This window comes from Micromonospora sp. NPDC047740 (genome assembly GCF_043204735.1).
GTDB lineage: Bacteria > Actinomycetota > Actinomycetes > Mycobacteriales > Micromonosporaceae > Micromonospora.
Map to the genome: position 1 here is coordinate 100,148 of NZ_JBIDCT010000003.1, position 15,282 is coordinate 115,429.

The window sequence follows — 15,282 nt, forward strand, 5'->3', positions numbered from 1 at the left end:
GGGAGGGACCGTGAGCGAGGTGGGGCCCGTGCCGGAGACGGAGTGGCGACTGCACGTGGATCCCAGCCGGTGCATCGGGTCGGGGATCTGCGCGGGAGTGGCTCCCCAGCATTTCGTCCTGGTCGACGGATTGTCCCGGCCGCTGGCCGAGCGGATCGTCCCCGCGGACGCGGTGCTCGACGCGGCCGAGTCCTGCCCGATGGAGGCGATCGTGGTGTCCGATGTGGAGAACTTCCGGCGGATCGCCCCAGAGGGCTGATCAGCCCCGCAGCAGGGCGGTCAGCTCGCCCAGGGTGGCCAGGGCGTGCCCGTCCCAGGTCGGGTCGGTGTCGTTGTGTTCGGTCGTCCGGATCACCGTCATGCCGACCGCCGCCGCCCCGGCCAACTCGCCGTCCGCCCCGTCGCCGACGAAGACGCAGTCGGTCGGGTTGACGCCCAGCCGCTCGGCCGTCGTCCGGTAGATCGTCGGGTCGGGCTTGGCCACGCCCAGCTCGCACGAGAAGACCGCGACGTCGAAGCGGCGGGCCAGCGCGCTCGACGGCCACGCCTCGGCGGTCTCGGCGGTGGCGTTGCTGATCAGGCCGAGCGGGTGGCCGTCGGCGCGCAGCGCGTCCAGCACGGCGAGGGTCTCCGGCGCGACCCGGGCCAGCACCCGGGTGGCCAGCTTCCGGCGATGCGCGGCGGCGCGGGCGACCTGGTCCTCGGTCGGCGTCCCGCCGAGCCGCCCGGCGAGGATCCGGACCGTCTCCGCGACGTCCCATCGGGTCATCCGGTCCCGCCAGGTGGCGTGGTACGCGGCCACGAGTGCCTCCGGCGGCACCCCCACCATCAGGCCCATCTCGCCGACCACCCGGTCCCGTTCGGAGTTCGCCCCGTCAACGAGGGTGTGGAAGAGGTCGAAGATCACCGGCCGCACGGCCACATGCTATTGGCGTGTGCCGGCCGGGCCCGAGCCGGTCTCGTGCGCCGGTGGTGAGCACGATGAAGGGCCGGCCTCCCGGGTTGGGGAGACCGGCCCTTCATGCCGCTCGATCAGGAGCTGTAGCCGCGGCTGGCGATCCAGTTGGCCAGGTCGGCGACGTTCATCCAGTACTCCGGCTCGCCCGGGCTGGCCGGGTCGGCGATCAGCACGGTGTTGCCGTCGTCCTTGTACTCCACCACCGTCAGGTAGTGGCCGGTGTAGCTGTGCGCGACCCCGTCGACGTCCACGGCGCTGCCGATGATGTTGGCGACCACCGGACGGCCCTGGTCTACTGCGGCCTTGACGTCGGCCCGCAACTGCTCGGCCTGATCCTTGGTGGCCGAGTTGTCCCGGATCTCGGTGGTCTTGTACTTGCCGCCGGTGTACTCGTTGAGCACCCGGGTGATGTCGATCGCCGAGTCGGTGCCGTTCACGGTCGTACCCAGCTTCTGGGCCAGCTCGTCCTGGCTGATCGACTTGCCCTCGGCCGACAGCGCGATCCGGGTCGACGCCGGGCCGCAGTAGTAGAAGTTGGGCTGCGCCTGGTACTCGTACCCGGCGCGGCGCTCGCCCTTGCCCTTGCCCTTGTCCGCGCTCGCCGCGCTGATGGGCTTGGCCTGCGCCGGAGCGGCGTGGGCGGCCACGGCCGGACCGGCCACGATCCCGCCGGACATGACGAGACCGGCGACGGACAGCATGCTGTTACGGAAGATCGAGTTCATGTCGAAGCTCCATTCGGGGGGTTGACGTCTCCGGGGAGACGCAGCACCAGGAGTGGCGCTCGGCTGTTCTCGGGGAAGCCGGCGTGCCGGGGTCCCACGGCCCACGGCGTTGACCGGGGGCGCACACGACCGCGGGCCCCGGGTCCTCCGTCCGTCGGGCCGTCCTGCTCGGTCGTACGGGAGATGCAACGAGCAGCAGAGGCAGGCGATTCCGCCATCCAGGTGGCCCTGCTCACCACCGAACCGGACAGGCCGCCCAGTCGGGGCGGATCCGGGCGGGACCGTGGTCCGGGTGGCTGGCGGGCGGCCCCGGTCAGGTGGTGGCCGGGAGGCTGCCGAGCAGGCGGGTCACGGCGATCTCGATGACCACCCGCTGCGGATTGGGCCGCGGCGGGCGGTAGCGCTCGGCGTACCGGCGCTCGGCCTCGGCCACGGATGCGGGGTCGCGGCGCAGCACCGCCCGCCCCTCGACGGTCAGCCACCAGCGGCCCGCCACCTGGCAGACCGCCACCGGCACCCCCGCCGTGCCGGCTGCCGCCACGTGCCGCGCCTTGGCCGAGGTGCCCGAGGTGATGACCCGGGCCAGCCCGGCGATCGGGTCGAAGGTGACCCCCACCGGCACGACGTGCGGTGTGCCGTCCGCCCGCAGCGTGGTCAGCGTGGCGAGGTGCCGGTCCTGGAAGAACCTCGTCACGCGCTCGTCGTCCGGGTTCAACCGGTGTTCACCCGCCATGCCCCAGTCCTCGGTGCGCCGAACCTGGGCCGACCGCCGGCCCGGTGCCGATCATGACACGGGGCGGCGCAGGCGACCCGGTCCCGGCGGGGACGGCGGCTGCTCGGGCAGCCCGCGCTGCGCCGCGCGGTGCCGGGCGGCCAGCCGGCCCAGATAGAACAGGGCACCCGCCAGCACGCCCATGTCGTCCAGGTAGATCGGGTCGGGTAGCAGGTCCACCGGCAGGATCGCGTAGATCAGCGCGCCGTAGAAGGCGACCTTGCCGCCGACGCCGAGCGCGCCGAGCAGCCGGCGGGTGCGGACCACCCGGACGGCGAGCAGTATCGCGCCGACCAGCGTGGCCAGCGCCACGAGACCGGCGAGGACGACCAGCACCCAGCTCTCACGGGACACGAGGTCACGCTAGCCGAGCCGGGCCAGCTCCGCCCGGCGGTCAGTACGCCGCGACCGCCGCCCGCCCGCGGGCCACCGATCCGGCCCCGCGGGCCGGCTCCCCGCCCCGTGCCGCGGGCAACTCCCGGGTGATCTCCACCGCGGTGAGGTCCACGGTGGAGATCAGCGACTGGGGTTCCGGGGCGGGGCCGGTCGCCGCGTACGCCTCGTCGCGCAGGCTCCGCACGGCGGCGGCAGCCAGCTCGGCGGCCCGCCAGGCGGCCTGCTCCCGCTCCCGGGCGGCCTGGTGCCGGGCGCGGAGGTTGTCCCGGATCAGCCGGCGCAGCAGCAGTTCCTGCTCCACCGGATGACGGCGCGGGTCCCAGCCGTGGTGTCCGAGGATGTCGCTGAGCTGCTCCACCGTGATCTCCTTGCGCCACTGCGCGTCCAGTGCCGCCCGGTGCAGCCAGCGCTCCCGGTCCGCGTACTCGGCCGGGGTCCGGTCGGTCCGCGGCAGGGGCAGGGTGGCCGCGGCGGCCAGCCGGCGGACGTCCCGCTCCGCCGCCTCGTACGCCCGCCACGCCTCCTCGACCTCCTCCTGGGCGGCCAGCCACTCGGCGCGCCGCCGCTCGGCGGTGGTCGCCGCCCGTTCCGCAGCCACCCTCACCTCCTGCGCGTACCGGGCCCGCTCGCGGGCCTCCTCGGCCAGCTCCAGGCTGCTCGGCATGGCTGCCGCGCTGATCCGGTCGCCGAGCGCCGAGCGGAACCGGTCCGGGCGGACGATCAGGGCGGCGACCACGATCGCCGCCACGGCGAGCAGGGCCAGCCAGATTCCGGCGGCCTGGGGAACGTCGGGCAGGACGGTGGAGAAGACGGTCTGCATCACCAGCACCTCGTGGTGGAACTCGAAATTCAGGATCTGGGCCCGGGGGCCGGGCGGAGGAACGCCGTTGGCGCGGGAAAGGGCGCGCTGCGGCCGTACCCGTTGGGGGTGGTGGGGACTCATCGAGGGCCGCGCGGGCGGCCGGTGGGATCAGGCGCGGGGTGGGCCGCGCCGGGCGATCGGCTCGCGGTCGGGGTCCGCGGCGGCCACGGCGACGGGCGGGCGCGGCGCCGCGGCATCGCCGTCAACGAGCCGTGCCGCCACGCCGGGAGCCGGCGGGGCCGCCGCCGCGAGTGGGTGACCGGCCGAGGAGTGCGGCGCGGGGGCCGGCCTGGTGTCGACGGCCCACGCGCCGGTCGCGGCCGCCCCGGCATCGACGAGGATTCCCGGGGTGGGCGCGTCGACCGGCTCCAGGTGGGTGCTGAGGCTGGCCGCCGGACGGTGTGTCGCGTCTGGACCGACGGGGCCGGTGGCCGCGGCAGCGGCGGCCGGACCGGTGAGGCCGGCGACCAGCGCCAGTGCGGTCACCGCCACCTGGGTCAGCTCGCGCAGGGTGCGCAGCGTCGCCGCCCAGAGGGACGGGGCGAACGCTACGACCGGCACCAGTTCAACCTATCTGTCAGATTCGCCTCGTGCAGCTCAACGGGCGTACGGATGACGTGACCCGGCCCACCATGGACAGAGGCGGTCAACGCGAACGGCGCGGCGCCCCTGGTGAGGGGCGCCGCGCCGTTCGTCAGCGTGCGATCAGTTGGTGCCGAGCACCGGCGGCGGGGCCGACTTGCCGTCGCCCCAGACCATCTCGTCCTCGGTCAGCCAGGTCAGCCGCTCCTCCGACTCGTCCTCGTCGGAGGTGCCGCGCCCGCCGAGGACGCCGTTGCGCCCGGCCAGCGCGGGCCGCGCGTTGGTGCCCCGGCCACCGTTGGAGCGGCCGTCCGCGTTGATCGTGACGCCCCGCCCCGAGGCGAGCCGCCCGGTGCCGGCTGCGGACCGGTTCTCGGCCCCGGGCATGCCCCCGACCCTGGCCGTGCCGGGACCCGAACTGGCCAGCGCGCCCGTGCCTCCGTTCGGCAGCCCGTAGAGCGGGCCCCCGCCGCCGCTCGGGACGTTGGTGGTGGGGGCGCTGGCGGTGCCGGTGCCGGGGAGGCCGGGGGTCGTCGGGCTGGTGACCATTTGGCCGGCGCCGGCGAGTGAGGTGCCGGCGGGGTCGACGACGCCCACCGAGCCGATCGTGCCGGGGCTGCCCCCGCCCGGGTGCCCGGTCGGGCCGTCGCCCACCGTGCCGCTGCTGGGGCCCGTGTGGTGCACGCCCGACGTGGTCGCGGTGGCTCCGGCGGTGGGCCCGAAGGTGCCGGAGGTCGGGCCGGCGGAGGGGGTGCCCACGGAGGGGCCGTTCTTCAGCGTCGGGTTCGTCGGGTCGCCGTCGCCGGGCAGGCCCGGGTCCGGCGGCTCCGGCACGACGATCCGGCCGTAGGCGGAGAAGTCGTAACCCTCGGCGAGGTTGGCGACGACCTGCACCATCCGCTGGTGGGCCTTCTCCTGCTCCTCCTTGTCCTGCTGGTGACCGACGATGCCGCCGATCACCGCGCCCGGCAGCCCACCGACCAGGAAGCCCTTGCCGGCGCCGGAGAGCAGCTTGTCGTTGTCGTCGGTCTCCTCCGGGCTCTCCGCCTTCGACTGGGCGGTGCGCAGCTCGGTGGCCATCATGTCGAGCGCCTGCCGGATGTCGGCCATGCCCTGGGCCAGGTTGCTGGAGTAGCCGACGACCAGGTTCAGCCGCCGGTGGAACTCCCGGGCGGCGTCGCCCGTCCAGGTCTTGGCCAGCGCGTCCAGGTCACTGGTCAGGTCCCGGCCGAGGCCCTCCAGGGTGTCCTTCAGCGAGCTCCACTGGGCGCTGAGCCCGTCGACCTGCTTCGGGTCGCCCGCGGTGACGCCCTGGTAGAGCTCCTGGTGGCTGACGTGCTCGTAACGCTGAACGTACTCAGACACGCGGATCCTCTCCCTTCGCCGGCCTCATCGCCGCATCCAGGCCGGAGAGGGCGGCGACGATGTCGGCCGCGGCGGCCGCGTTGCGTGCCTCGGCGGTCTTGTAGTTGGTCATGATCGCCTTGGTCGCCTTCTGGGCGGCCTCGATCGCCTGGCGCAGCCGCTCGACGTGGTTGGCGAAGCTCGTGTGCGTCTCGGAGTAGCGACGGGCGTTGCCGGTCGCGTCGGTGAAGGTGCCCAGCGCGGGTGGCCGGCACTGCATCTCCGTGTTGAGCTTCTTCAGCACCGACTCGGCCTCGCTGAGTCGCCGCCCCAGTCGCTGGTGAAAATCCTCCAGGGACAGTACGTCCACTGTCGTGCGCCCGGTCATGGCTGCATCCCCGTAGTCATCGTCGATAACCGTTGGTCACGCTCAGGTTAGTCGACCCGGCCCAGCCCGGGCGACCCGTGGTCGCCCCTATTCCACATCGGACGGCGGCCCGGGGTCAGCCGCCCTGGGCCGGGCCCGCCCCCGACTGCTGGTTGCCGCCCGGGCCGGTCGTCGCGGAGCCAGCCGGCACCGCGCCCGGATCGAAGAAGGCCAGTGCGTCCTGCCGCCCCAGCGTCGGCCCGGTCGGCACCAGCGCCAGCAGGGACGCCGGCACCGCCGTCGGCGTCGCGTCGCCGTACCCGAGCGCGACCTTCGCGTTGGGCCCGAGCGGATAGCGGACCCCCTGCGCCGTGATCAGGTAGACCGTGGCGCCGGCCGCCGCCTTCCCGCTCTCCCCGGCCGTGGCCTGCACCAGCACGCCCTTGCCACCCGGCAGCAGCACGCTCTCGGCGGTCCGCACAGCGTCCCGGGAGGTCTGCCGGGCGGCCACCCCGGTCGCCGCCGTCAGCTCGGCCGGCGGCTGGTCGAAGACCTCCAGGGTGGTGACCGGCGGCTGGCCGGACGCCCCGGCCCGGTAGGTGGCGCACAGTACCGTCCGGCCGGCGCGGACCTCGTGCAGGACGGGCAGCTTGTCCGGCAGGCCCTCGGGCTCCAGTCGCTGGTCGGTGAGGAGTTGGCCGGCCTGGTCCGGCGTGATGTCGGTGATCTGACCGCCGCCGCCGAGCAGCAGCAGCGCGGTCATCTCCTTGATCGCCACCAGTCCCTGCCGGGTCAGCACGTAGTGGTTGCCGGCGGCCCGGTAGACCTGGCCGACCTTCGCCGGGCGGTCACCCACCGTCAGGCCGCTGGAGCTGCCGTCCCCGTCGATGGTCGGCTTGCGCAGCGCCGGCCCCACCGGCACCGCGTTGAGCAGCTGCTGCCCCACGGTGAGGGTGGCCGCGCCGGCCATCTTCAACGCGACCAGCGCCTGCTCGTCACCGACCACTCGCAGCCGGGAACCGCCCGTGAGCAGGTACCGCGCCTCGTTCACCCGAACCAGGACCGCCCGGTCGGTGAGGGAGGTGCCGCCCGGCAGCGGCCGGTCGATCACCAGCCGGGTGGTGGAGCGCTGTGGATCGGCCGGGTCGGGCACGTCGCAGACCGACCAGGGGAGACCGACGAGCGACTTGCGGTCCGGCACGTCGTCCGGGGCGCCCACGATGCCGACCGCCCGCCCCCGCGGGCGCTCCTTGATCGACGCCTGCGACATGGTGCGGACCGCCGGGTCGGCCTCGTCGAGGATGAGCCGGGCGGAGGCGTAGTTCAGCGTCGGGTGCAGCACCCCGTCGGTGAAGACGTAGGTGGCTCCGGTCTCCCGCTCGATCACCAGCGTGTTCGACTCCAGCGGCGCGGCGTTGCCGGTGAGCTGGCCGTACGCGCCCGCACCGCCGAGCACGACGGCGGCGGCGATGACACTGCCGAACACCGCCATGCCGAGCCGGCGCATCGGCAGGTCATTGGTCTCCGGGTCGCCGGAGAGCAGCGCGGAGACGATGCGGCGGGTGACGAAGCGGTACGCCTGCACCTGATCGCGGCGGGTCCGCATGACTAACCTCCGGCAGGGGTGGGTCCGCGACGATCAGGTCCGAACGTCGCCGCGGGCTTCCCTACGATAAGGGGCCGGCGGCGGTTCACCGGGACCCCGCCCGTCCTCCGGCGACGCAACGCCGGGGCGGAAGCCCAGAATGTCCAGAAGGGACGCTCACCGATGACGCAGGTCCAGGCGCCACCCGGTCGTACGGCCACCGCCCCCGCCGCCCCGGCGGACCGCCCGATCATCCCGGCCGACCAGCGTCGACGAGGTCGGCTCGGCCCGCTCGTCGTCGGTCAGCTCGTGGTGCTGGAGTGCGCCGCGCTGGCCGTCTGGTTCGCCACCGGTGGCCCCGCCTGGCTGCTCGCGTCGGTCGGCGTGCTGGCCGTGCTGGCCGTCGTCGCCGCGTTCGCCCGCCGGGGCGGCCGCTGGTGGTACGAGGATCTGATGCTCCGCCGCCGGCTGCGCCGCCGCCGCGGGCGGGCCCGGAGCGCCACGCCGTCCGGTGACCCGCGACTGGCCGCGCTCGCCCCGGAGTTGACCGTCGTCGAGCTCACCGAGCGCGGCACCCGGCTCGGCATCGGCCAGGACGACCGGGGCTGGTTCGCCGCGGTCGCGCTGACCGGCCGGCCCGGCGCGCCCGCCGGGTCGGTGGAGGCGGCGACGATGGACCGCGCCCTCGCGGTGCTCGCCGACTTCACCGGGCCGGTCACACAGACCCAGGTCGTCTCGCACACCCTGGTCTGGTATCCCGCGCCGGGGGCCCCGCCGGCGGCGCACCGCACGATCTGGGTGGCGCTCCGCCTGTCGGTGTCCGACGCCCGCGCGGAAGCGGTGAGCCGGGGCGGCGGCATTCGCGGTGTGCACCGGACCGTGGCGGCCGGGATCGGCCGGCTCGGCAAGACGCTGAACGCCGCCGGCCTCGGCCACCGGGTGCTGGGCCGGGACGAGCTGCACACCGCGGTGGTCTCCGGCGCCGGGCTGGACCTGGCCCCGGAGGCGCCGGTGGAGAGCTGGACCAGCCTGCGCGGCGGCGGCTGGACCCAGCGCTGCCTGGCGCTGCGGGTCCGCCCCAACGGATCGCTCGGCGCGCTGGTGGACGCCGTCACCGCCACCTCCGCGCCGTCGCACACGGTCGCGGCGGTGGTGCTGCCGGGTGGCCGCCGGGTGCCTCCGCTGCTGCGGGTGGCGGCGATGGACGGGCATGCCGAGGCGCTGGTGAAGGTGGTCCGGGACGTGGCGAAGCGCAGCGGCGTGCCGGCCCGCCCACTGGACGGGCAGCACGGGCCCGGCGTCTACGCCACCGCCCCGGTCGCCACCGCGATGGGCACGGTCACGGTCGAAGGTTGACGATCCAGCCGTAGAGGCCGCAGACCCAGACGGCCAGCGGCACCACGGCGATGATCAGCAGGATCTCGACGATGTCGAGGAGGCGACCCCAGACCGGCGAGATCCGCTTGCCCGCCACGGTGAGGCCGTAGATCAGGCCGATCACCGTGGTCAGCAGCAGCCCGCCCAGGATCAACCCCAGCCGGACCGGCAGCGACCCGGCGCCGAAGGTGGCCGCCGCGGCCAGTCCGAGACCGATGGTGCCCGCGAGCAGCACCGGGGTGCGCTGCGCGCGGCCGATGAACGGGCGGGCCCGCAGCAGCGACAGCAGGGCCAGCACCAGGCAGAGCAGCACCGCCGGCAGCCGGCCGTTGTCGGCGAGCACCACCTGACCGCCGAGCACCAGCACCGAGACCGTCCAGAGCAGGCCGGTGAGGAACGCGTCGGCGCGCTCGCTGTTGCTCAGCACCTGCGGGCCGTCGACGGACTCGCTGTCGCTCTTCAGGTCGTCCGGCCCGGTCGGGATCGACGGCACCGGCAGCCGGGCCAGCCGGTAGGCCATCATCGGCAGCGCCGGCAGGGCGGCGAACGCGACGGTCGCCACCACCGCCGCGGCGGCCGCCGCGCCGATGCCGAAGGCCAGGCAGAGCGCCGCGCCGATGCCGACGGCCACCCCCACCGCGACCGCGCCGAGGAACAGCGGCAGCCGGTCGCCGACGGCCAGCGCGGCCAGTGCGCCGAACAGCACCGCGGCGGTCGCGGCCAGCAGCACGTGCGGGCTGGCCAGGTCGGCCAGCGCCCGGTCCCCGGCGAGCACCAGCAGGCCGCCGATCGCCGCGTAGCCGAGGCCGCCCATGGCCAGTATCGCGCCGGTACGGCTGTCACCGGCCGCCCGGGACAGCACCGCGGCGCTCACCAGCAGGGCGACCGCGACCACCAGGGCGGCCAGCGCGCCGGGCAGCTGCGGCGGCCCGGCGAACAGCGCCGCCGCGGCACCGGCCGTCAGCGCGGCCCCGGCGAGGAGCACCGCGAACGAGCGGGTGGTGCCGACCTGCCAGGTGCCGGGGCGCTGGTTGGTGGCCGTGGCGACGGCATCCACCACGTCGTCGAAGACGATCTCCGGCGCGGCGGCGGCCCGAGGGTTGAAGTAGAGCACCTCGCCGTCCCGGACGCCGAGCTGCGCGGCGGTACGCCCACCGTCCAGCGGCTGCCCGCCGAGCCGGGACAGACTCCATCCGCCGTGCCGCACGCCCTCGTCGGCGAGGTCCTCACCGGCGTACCGGAGCAGCGTGGGCAGCAGGTCGGCCAACGGGACGTCCGACGGCAACGCCAGATCCATCCTGGTGCGCGGCGCCACGATGGTGATCCGGCTCAGCCCGCCGGTCGCGGTCTTCGTCGCCACTGTGGCCTCCTCGTACTCGCCTACGATCCACCTCGGCCGGCGGCGTCGCCCCGACACGGGTCCACGACGCCTCCGGGAGATTACCTACGATGGCGGTCGCACAGGTTGCCCACCCGACGACTCGGGCCGTTGGCAGACCACGATCAGGGCCGATTCTGGGGAGGAGACGCCGTGAGCACGGTGGTGTTCCGCCGACTGCCGCGTCAACCGGGGCCCGCGCTGCCGCGCGGCGAGGTGCTGCTGGAGTCTCCGCCCGAGCTGCCTGAGCAGCAGTCGCGGGGCATGGGGCAGGTGTTGATGATCCTGCCGATGCTCTGCGGCGTCGGCGCGATGGCCTTCCTGTACGCCGGCCGCGGCGGCGGCATGATGACGTACGTCGCGGGGGGCCTCTTCGGGGTGTCCATGCTCGGCATGGCGATCGGCACGCTGGGCAACGGCGGCAACAACAAGGCCGAGCTGAATGCCCAGCGCCGCGACTACATGCGGTACCTGGCCCAGATGCGCAAGCGCACCCGGCGGGCCGCCGAGCAGCAACGCGCCGCGATGACCTGGCGGCACCCGGAGCCGGACGCGCTCTGGTCGATCGCCGCCTCGCGCCGGCTGTGGGAGCGGCGGATCACCGAGGACGACTTCGGTGAGGCCCGGATCGCGCTCGGCCCGCAGCGGTTGGCGGTGGAGATCGTGCCGCCGGAGACCAAGCCGGTGGAGGACCTGGAGCCGATGAGCGCGATCGCGCTGCGCCGGTTCGTCCGGGCCCACTCCACCGTGCCGGACCTGCCCACCGCGCTGTCGCTGCGCGCGTTCAGCCGGATCGTGCTGCGCGGCGACCGGGAGCCGGTGCTCGACCTGGCCCGGGCCGCCCTGGGCCAGCTGGTCACCTTCCACGCCCCGGACGACCTCATCGTGGCGGTGGTGGCCGCGCCCGACCGGCAGCCGGTGTGGGACTGGGTGAAGTGGCTGCCGCACGCCCAGCACCCGGGGCGTACGGACGCGGCGGGCGCGCGCCGGATGGTGTTCGCCAGCCTCGCCGAGGCGGAGGCGGCGCTCGCCAACGAGCTGGGCGGCCGGCCCCGTTTCGCCCCGGAGGCGAAGCCGCTCACCACCGCCCCGCACCTGGTGGTGGTGCTCGACGGCGGGGAGGTCTCGCCGACCTGCGCGTTGATGGGTCCCGGCCTGCTCGGTGCCACGGTCATCGACCTGTCCGGCACGGTGCCCCGGGACGCCGGCCGCTGGCTGCTCTGCCTCGACACCGGTGACGGCAGCGGACTGGACCTGGTCCGCGGTGCCACGACGTCGCGGCTCGGCCGGCCGGACCGGCTCAGCATGGCGGGTGCCGAGGGGCTGGCCCGGCAGGTCGCCCCCTACCGGCTCTCCCAGCAGCAGGGCGCCAGCACCGAGGAGCCGCTGGCCCGCAGCATGGAGTTGCCGGACCTGCTCGGCGTCGGCGATGCGGCGGCGGTGGACGTGCAGCAGACCTGGCGGCCGCGCAGCCACCGCGACCGGCTGCGGATCCCGCTCGGCCTCGGGCCGGACGGCAACGTGGTGGAGCTGGACTTCAAGGAGTCCGCGCACGAGGGTATGGGCCCGCACGGCCTGGTCATCGGCGCGACCGGCTCCGGCAAGAGCGAGCTGCTGCGGACGGTGGTGGGGGCGCTGGCCGTGACGCACTCGTCCGAGGAGCTCAACTTCGTCCTGGTCGACTTCAAGGGTGGCGCCACCTTCGCCTCGCTGGACGCGTTGCCGCACACCAGCGCGGTGATCACCAACCTCTCCGACGAGCTGCCGCTGGTCGACCGCATGCGGGATGCCCTGGCCGGCGAGATGAACCGGCGCCAGGAGGTGCTCCGGGCGGCCGGCAACTACGTCTCCCGGTACGACTACGAGAAGGCCCGGGCGGCCGGCGAGCCGCTGGAGCCGATGCCCAGCCTGCTGATCATCTGTGACGAGTTCAGCGAGCTGCTCGCCGCCAAGCCGGACTTCATCGACCTGTTCGTCATGATCGGCCGGCTCGGCCGGTCGCTCGGCGTGCACCTCCTGCTGGCCTCCCAGCGGCTGGAGGAGGGGAAGCTGCGCGGCCTGGACACCCACCTGTCGTACCGGATCGGTCTGCGTACCTTCTCGGCGGTCGAGAGCCGCATCGTGCTCGGCGTGCCCGACGCGTACGAGCTGCCGAGCGCGCCCGGTCACGGTTACCTGAAGACCGACACCAGCACCATGCTCCGGTTCCGGGCGGCGTACGTCTCCGGGCCGTACCGGGCGCCGGGGCAGGTGCAGCGGTCCACCCGGGCACAGGTGCAGCGCCGGATCGTGCCGTACGGCATCGACTACGTGCCGGTGCCGGCCCTGCCGAGCCCGGCGGAGACCGCGCCGGAGCCGGAGCAGGCGGCCGACGGCAAGGCGGTGGCCATGCTGGACGTGCTGATCGACCGGCTCAAGGGGCGGGGGCGTCCGGCGCACCAGGTCTGGTTGCCGCCGCTGGCCGAGCCGCCCGGTCTGGCCGAGCTGCTGCCGCCGTTGAGCGTGCACCCGACGTTCGGCCTCACCACGGCGAACTGGCCGGGGCGTGGGCGGCTCACCGTGCCGGTCGGCATCGTCGACCGCCCGTACGAGCAGCGACGCGACCCGATGATGATCGACCTGTCCGGCGCGGGCGGCAACGTGGTGATCGTCGGTGCCTCGCTGAGCGGCAAGAGCACCATGCTGCGCTCCATGCTCGCCTCGCTGGCGCTCACCCACACGCCGCGCGAGGTGCAGTTCTTCTGCCTCGACTTCGGCGGCGGCGCGCTGCGCAGCCTGGAGCGGCTGCCGCACATGTCCGGGGTGGCCGGACGGCGGGACACCGAGGCGGTCCGGCGGACCGTGGCCGAGGTGGTCGCGATCATCGACGACCGGGAGCTGCGCTTCACCCAGCACGGCATCGACTCGATGGCCAGCTACCGCCGCCGCCGGGCGGCCGGGGAGTTCGCCGACGACCCGTTCGGCGACATTTTTCTGGTGGTCGACGGCTGGAACACGCTGCGCCAGGAGTACGAGGAGCTGGAGCAGACCATCACCAACCTGGCCAACCGGGGGCTGGGTTTCGGCGTACACGTGGTTGTCACGGCCGTGCGGTGGGCGGAGATCCGGATCAACATGCGGGACCTGCTCGGCACGAAGCTGGAGCTGCGGCTCGGCGACCCGTCCGAGTCGGAGATCGACCGGCGGGCCGCGCAGAACGTGCCGGTCGGCACGCCGGGCCGCGGTCTGACCCACGACAAGCTGCACTTCCTCAGCGGGATCTCGCGGATCGACGGCAAGCGCGACATCGAGGACCTGACCGAGGCGTCGGTCGCCCTGGCCGGGCACGTCGCGGCCAACTGGTCGGGCCGCCCGGCGCCCAAGGTGCGGCTGCTGCCGCGCAAGCTGCCGGTCGGCGAGCTGGCGAAGGTCATCGACCGGTCGGTCCCGGGCATCCCGATCGGCGTCAACGAGTCGGCGCTCGCCCCGGTCTACCTGGACCTGGCGGGCGAGCCGCACCTGACCGTGTTCGGCGACGCCGAGTGTGGCAAGACGAACCTGCTGCGGCTGATCGCCCGGGGCATCGCCGAGCGGTACACCCCGGCCCAGGCCCGGCTGGTCATCGCCGACTACCGCCGCGGCCTGCTGGGCGCGGTGGAGGGCGACCACCTGCTCGACTACGCACCGTCCAACCAGGTGTTCAGCCAGGGGCTGGGCTCGATCCGCAGCGCGCTGCAGAACCGCCTGCCCGGTCCGGACGTGACCACCGCCCAGCTGCGCGACCGGAGCTGGTGGAAGGGCCCCGACCTCTACGTCCTGGTGGACGACTACGACCTGGTCGCCTCCGGCGGCAGCAACCCGCTTAGCGCGCTGCACGAGCTGTTGCCGCAGGCCCGGGACATCGGCCTGCACCTGATCATCACCCGCCGGGTGGGCGGCGTGGCGCGCGCCCTGTACGAGCCGGTGCTGCAGCGCCTGCGCGAGCTGGACTCGCCGGGCCTGCTGATGTCCGGCAGCCGGGAGGAGGGTGCGGTCTTCGGCAACCTGCGGCCGAGCCCGCAGCCGCCGGGCCGGGGCACCCTGGTCCGCCGCCGGGACGGCCAGCAGCTGATCCAGACCGCCTGGACGGAGCCGGCCTAGGGGCGGACGCCAGGCAAACCTTCCGATAGCGTCGGCCGGACCGTCGCGCGTGCAGAGAGGGACCCGTCGTGAGCACCCCGTGGGGTTACGGTGGCGCCGGTGGCGCCGTGGAGAACATGCTGCGCCAGGCGCAGGAGCAGCAGCGCCGGCTGGCCGAGTTCCAGCAGCAGCGAGCGGACCTGCGGATGACCGGGGAGAGCCCGGACGGCCTGGTCCGGGTGACCGTGGACGGCGAGATGAAGGTCGGCGACATCGAGCTCAACGCGCGGGCGATGCGGCTGGACAGCTGCACACTGGCGGAGTCGCTCCAGGCCGCCATCGACGCGGCGTACGCAGCCTTCAACGAGCGCCAGCAGGAGTTGCTGACCGAGATGCTCGGCGGCTCCGAGCTGGTCCGCCGGGCCCAGGAGGGCTCCCTGACCCCGGAGGACTGGTTCCGCCAGTTCGGTGTGGACCTGTCCGACCCGACCCGCGGCCTGCGTCGCTGAGCTGGGAGGAGGCGCGATGGCCAACAAGGTCGACGTCGACGCGATCCGGAAGGCGAGCAAGCTGCTCGACGCTCCGGACGGCCCGATCCAGTACCTGCGCAACGTGCAGGCGTTGCTGGAGGAGGTGAAGCTGCCGGGCGGCGCGCTGAGCCTCTTCGGCCACGGGACGGTGACCCAGCACAACGCCTCGGTCGACGGGCACCTCGACAACGTCAAGACCGGTATCGACCACCTGCACAAGGCCGCGGAGCAGCTCGAGCAGAGCGCGAAGAACTGGGAGAAGTCGGACCAGCCCTGGGTGGTCAAGTGACCGGCCGGGCCAGCCACGG

15 protein-coding genes are annotated in these 15,282 nt (G+C 74.1%); 5 read left to right on the forward strand and 10 right to left on the reverse strand.

Translation table 11 applies throughout. The features are described from left to right. Positions 1–10 precede the first annotated feature (10 nt). Positions 11–259: a ferredoxin gene (locus ACGF4F_RS07440; protein ID WP_357442219.1), complete on the forward strand. Its 249-nt coding sequence runs from the start codon at positions 11–13 to the stop codon at positions 257–259. Here the strand turns inward: ACGF4F_RS07440 and ACGF4F_RS07445 are convergent, their stop codons facing one another. From ACGF4F_RS07445 to eccB, 9 genes are all read right to left on the reverse strand, one after another. Beyond that, entirely contained in the window at positions 260–916 is a 657-nt protein-coding gene (locus ACGF4F_RS07445; RefSeq protein WP_357442221.1) for an HAD-IA family hydrolase, read from the reverse strand. A gap of 116 nt (positions 917–1,032) precedes the next feature. After that, positions 1,033–1,683, reverse strand: coding sequence for a C39 family peptidase (locus ACGF4F_RS07450; protein WP_357442223.1), 651 nt, complete (start codon positions 1,681–1,683; stop codon positions 1,033–1,035). 313 nt (positions 1,684–1,996) lie between these two features. Further along, complete coding sequence (locus ACGF4F_RS07455; protein ID WP_357442225.1) at positions 1,997–2,416, reverse strand: TIGR03618 family F420-dependent PPOX class oxidoreductase; 420 nt, start codon at positions 2,414–2,416, stop codon at positions 1,997–1,999. 51 nt (positions 2,417–2,467) lie between these two features. Beyond that, the gene (locus ACGF4F_RS07460) at positions 2,468–2,809 is read right to left on the reverse strand and encodes a YkvA family protein (RefSeq protein ID WP_073839134.1); all 342 of its coding nucleotides are present in this window, start codon (positions 2,807–2,809) and stop codon (positions 2,468–2,470) included. Positions 2,810–2,849: 40 nt separating this feature from the next. Next, positions 2,850–3,671 (reverse strand): hypothetical protein, encoded by an 822-nt coding sequence (locus tag ACGF4F_RS07465; protein WP_393076076.1) that lies wholly within the window; start codon positions 3,669–3,671, stop codon positions 2,850–2,852. 150 nt (positions 3,672–3,821) lie between these two features. Then, on the reverse strand, positions 3,822–4,274 hold the full coding sequence (locus tag ACGF4F_RS07470) for a hypothetical protein (RefSeq protein ID WP_357442229.1): 453 nt from the start codon (positions 4,272–4,274) through the stop codon (positions 3,822–3,824). 144 nt (positions 4,275–4,418) lie between these two features. After that, positions 4,419–5,660, reverse strand: a complete 1,242-nt coding sequence (locus ACGF4F_RS07475) for a WXG100 family type VII secretion target (protein WP_357442231.1) — start codon at positions 5,658–5,660, stop codon at positions 4,419–4,421. Beyond that, positions 5,653–6,027 (reverse strand): hypothetical protein, encoded by a 375-nt coding sequence (locus ACGF4F_RS07480; protein WP_357442233.1) that lies wholly within the window; start codon positions 6,025–6,027, stop codon positions 5,653–5,655. The genes ACGF4F_RS07475 and ACGF4F_RS07480 overlap by 8 nt, the downstream gene beginning before the upstream one ends. Positions 6,028–6,142: 115 nt before the next feature. Next, complete coding sequence (gene eccB, locus ACGF4F_RS07485) at positions 6,143–7,612, reverse strand: type VII secretion protein EccB (RefSeq protein ID WP_357442235.1); 1,470 nt, start codon at positions 7,610–7,612, stop codon at positions 6,143–6,145. A 162-nt stretch (positions 7,613–7,774) separates the two neighbouring features. Between eccB and ACGF4F_RS07490 the strand changes: the two genes are divergently transcribed. Further along, positions 7,775–8,947 (forward strand): type VII secretion protein EccE, encoded by a 1,173-nt coding sequence (locus ACGF4F_RS07490; RefSeq protein ID WP_357442237.1) that lies wholly within the window; start codon positions 7,775–7,777, stop codon positions 8,945–8,947. Here ACGF4F_RS07490 and eccD read toward each other — a convergent pair. Next, the gene (eccD, locus tag ACGF4F_RS07495) at positions 8,931–10,328 is read right to left on the reverse strand and encodes a type VII secretion integral membrane protein EccD (protein ID WP_357442239.1); all 1,398 of its coding nucleotides are present in this window, start codon (positions 10,326–10,328) and stop codon (positions 8,931–8,933) included. The genes ACGF4F_RS07490 and eccD overlap by 17 nt on opposite strands. 171 nt (positions 10,329–10,499) lie before the next feature. On the opposite strand from eccD, the gene eccCa reads away from it, so the two are divergent. The 3 genes from eccCa (at position 10,500) to ACGF4F_RS07510 (ending at position 15,263) form a co-directional block, all read left to right on the forward strand. Continuing rightward, complete coding sequence (gene eccCa / locus ACGF4F_RS07500) at positions 10,500–14,465, forward strand: type VII secretion protein EccCa (RefSeq protein WP_357442241.1); 3,966 nt, start codon at positions 10,500–10,502, stop codon at positions 14,463–14,465. 68 nt (positions 14,466–14,533) lie between these two features. After that, on the forward strand, positions 14,534–14,953 hold the full coding sequence (locus ACGF4F_RS07505) for a YbaB/EbfC family nucleoid-associated protein (RefSeq protein ID WP_357442243.1): 420 nt from the start codon (positions 14,534–14,536) through the stop codon (positions 14,951–14,953). A gap of 16 nt (positions 14,954–14,969) precedes the next feature. Then, positions 14,970–15,263 (forward strand): hypothetical protein, encoded by a 294-nt coding sequence (locus ACGF4F_RS07510; protein WP_357442245.1) that lies wholly within the window; start codon positions 14,970–14,972, stop codon positions 15,261–15,263. Positions 15,264–15,282 lie beyond the last annotated feature (19 nt).

What these genes read in the sequence shown, in the direction of transcription:
- ACGF4F_RS07490 (WP_357442237.1), top strand. Translation starts at nt 7,775, where the DNA reads ATGACGCAGGTCCAGGCGCCACCCGGTCGTACGGCCACCGCCCCCGCC.
- ACGF4F_RS07450 (WP_357442223.1), bottom strand. Translation starts at nt 1,683, where the DNA reads ATGAACTCGATCTTCCGTAACAGCATGCTGTCCGTCGCCGGTCTCGTC.
- ACGF4F_RS07465 (WP_393076076.1), bottom strand. Translation starts at nt 3,671, where the DNA reads ATGCAGACCGTCTTCTCCACCGTCCTGCCCGACGTTCCCCAGGCCGCC.
- ACGF4F_RS07510 (WP_357442245.1), top strand. Translation starts at nt 14,970, where the DNA reads ATGGCCAACAAGGTCGACGTCGACGCGATCCGGAAGGCGAGCAAGCTG.
- ACGF4F_RS07480 (WP_357442233.1), bottom strand. Translation starts at nt 6,027, where the DNA reads ATGACCGGGCGCACGACAGTGGACGTACTGTCCCTGGAGGATTTTCAC.
- eccB (WP_357442235.1), bottom strand. Translation starts at nt 7,612, where the DNA reads ATGCGGACCCGCCGCGATCAGGTGCAGGCGTACCGCTTCGTCACCCGC.
- ACGF4F_RS07455 (WP_357442225.1), bottom strand. Translation starts at nt 2,416, where the DNA reads ATGGCGGGTGAACACCGGTTGAACCCGGACGACGAGCGCGTGACGAGG.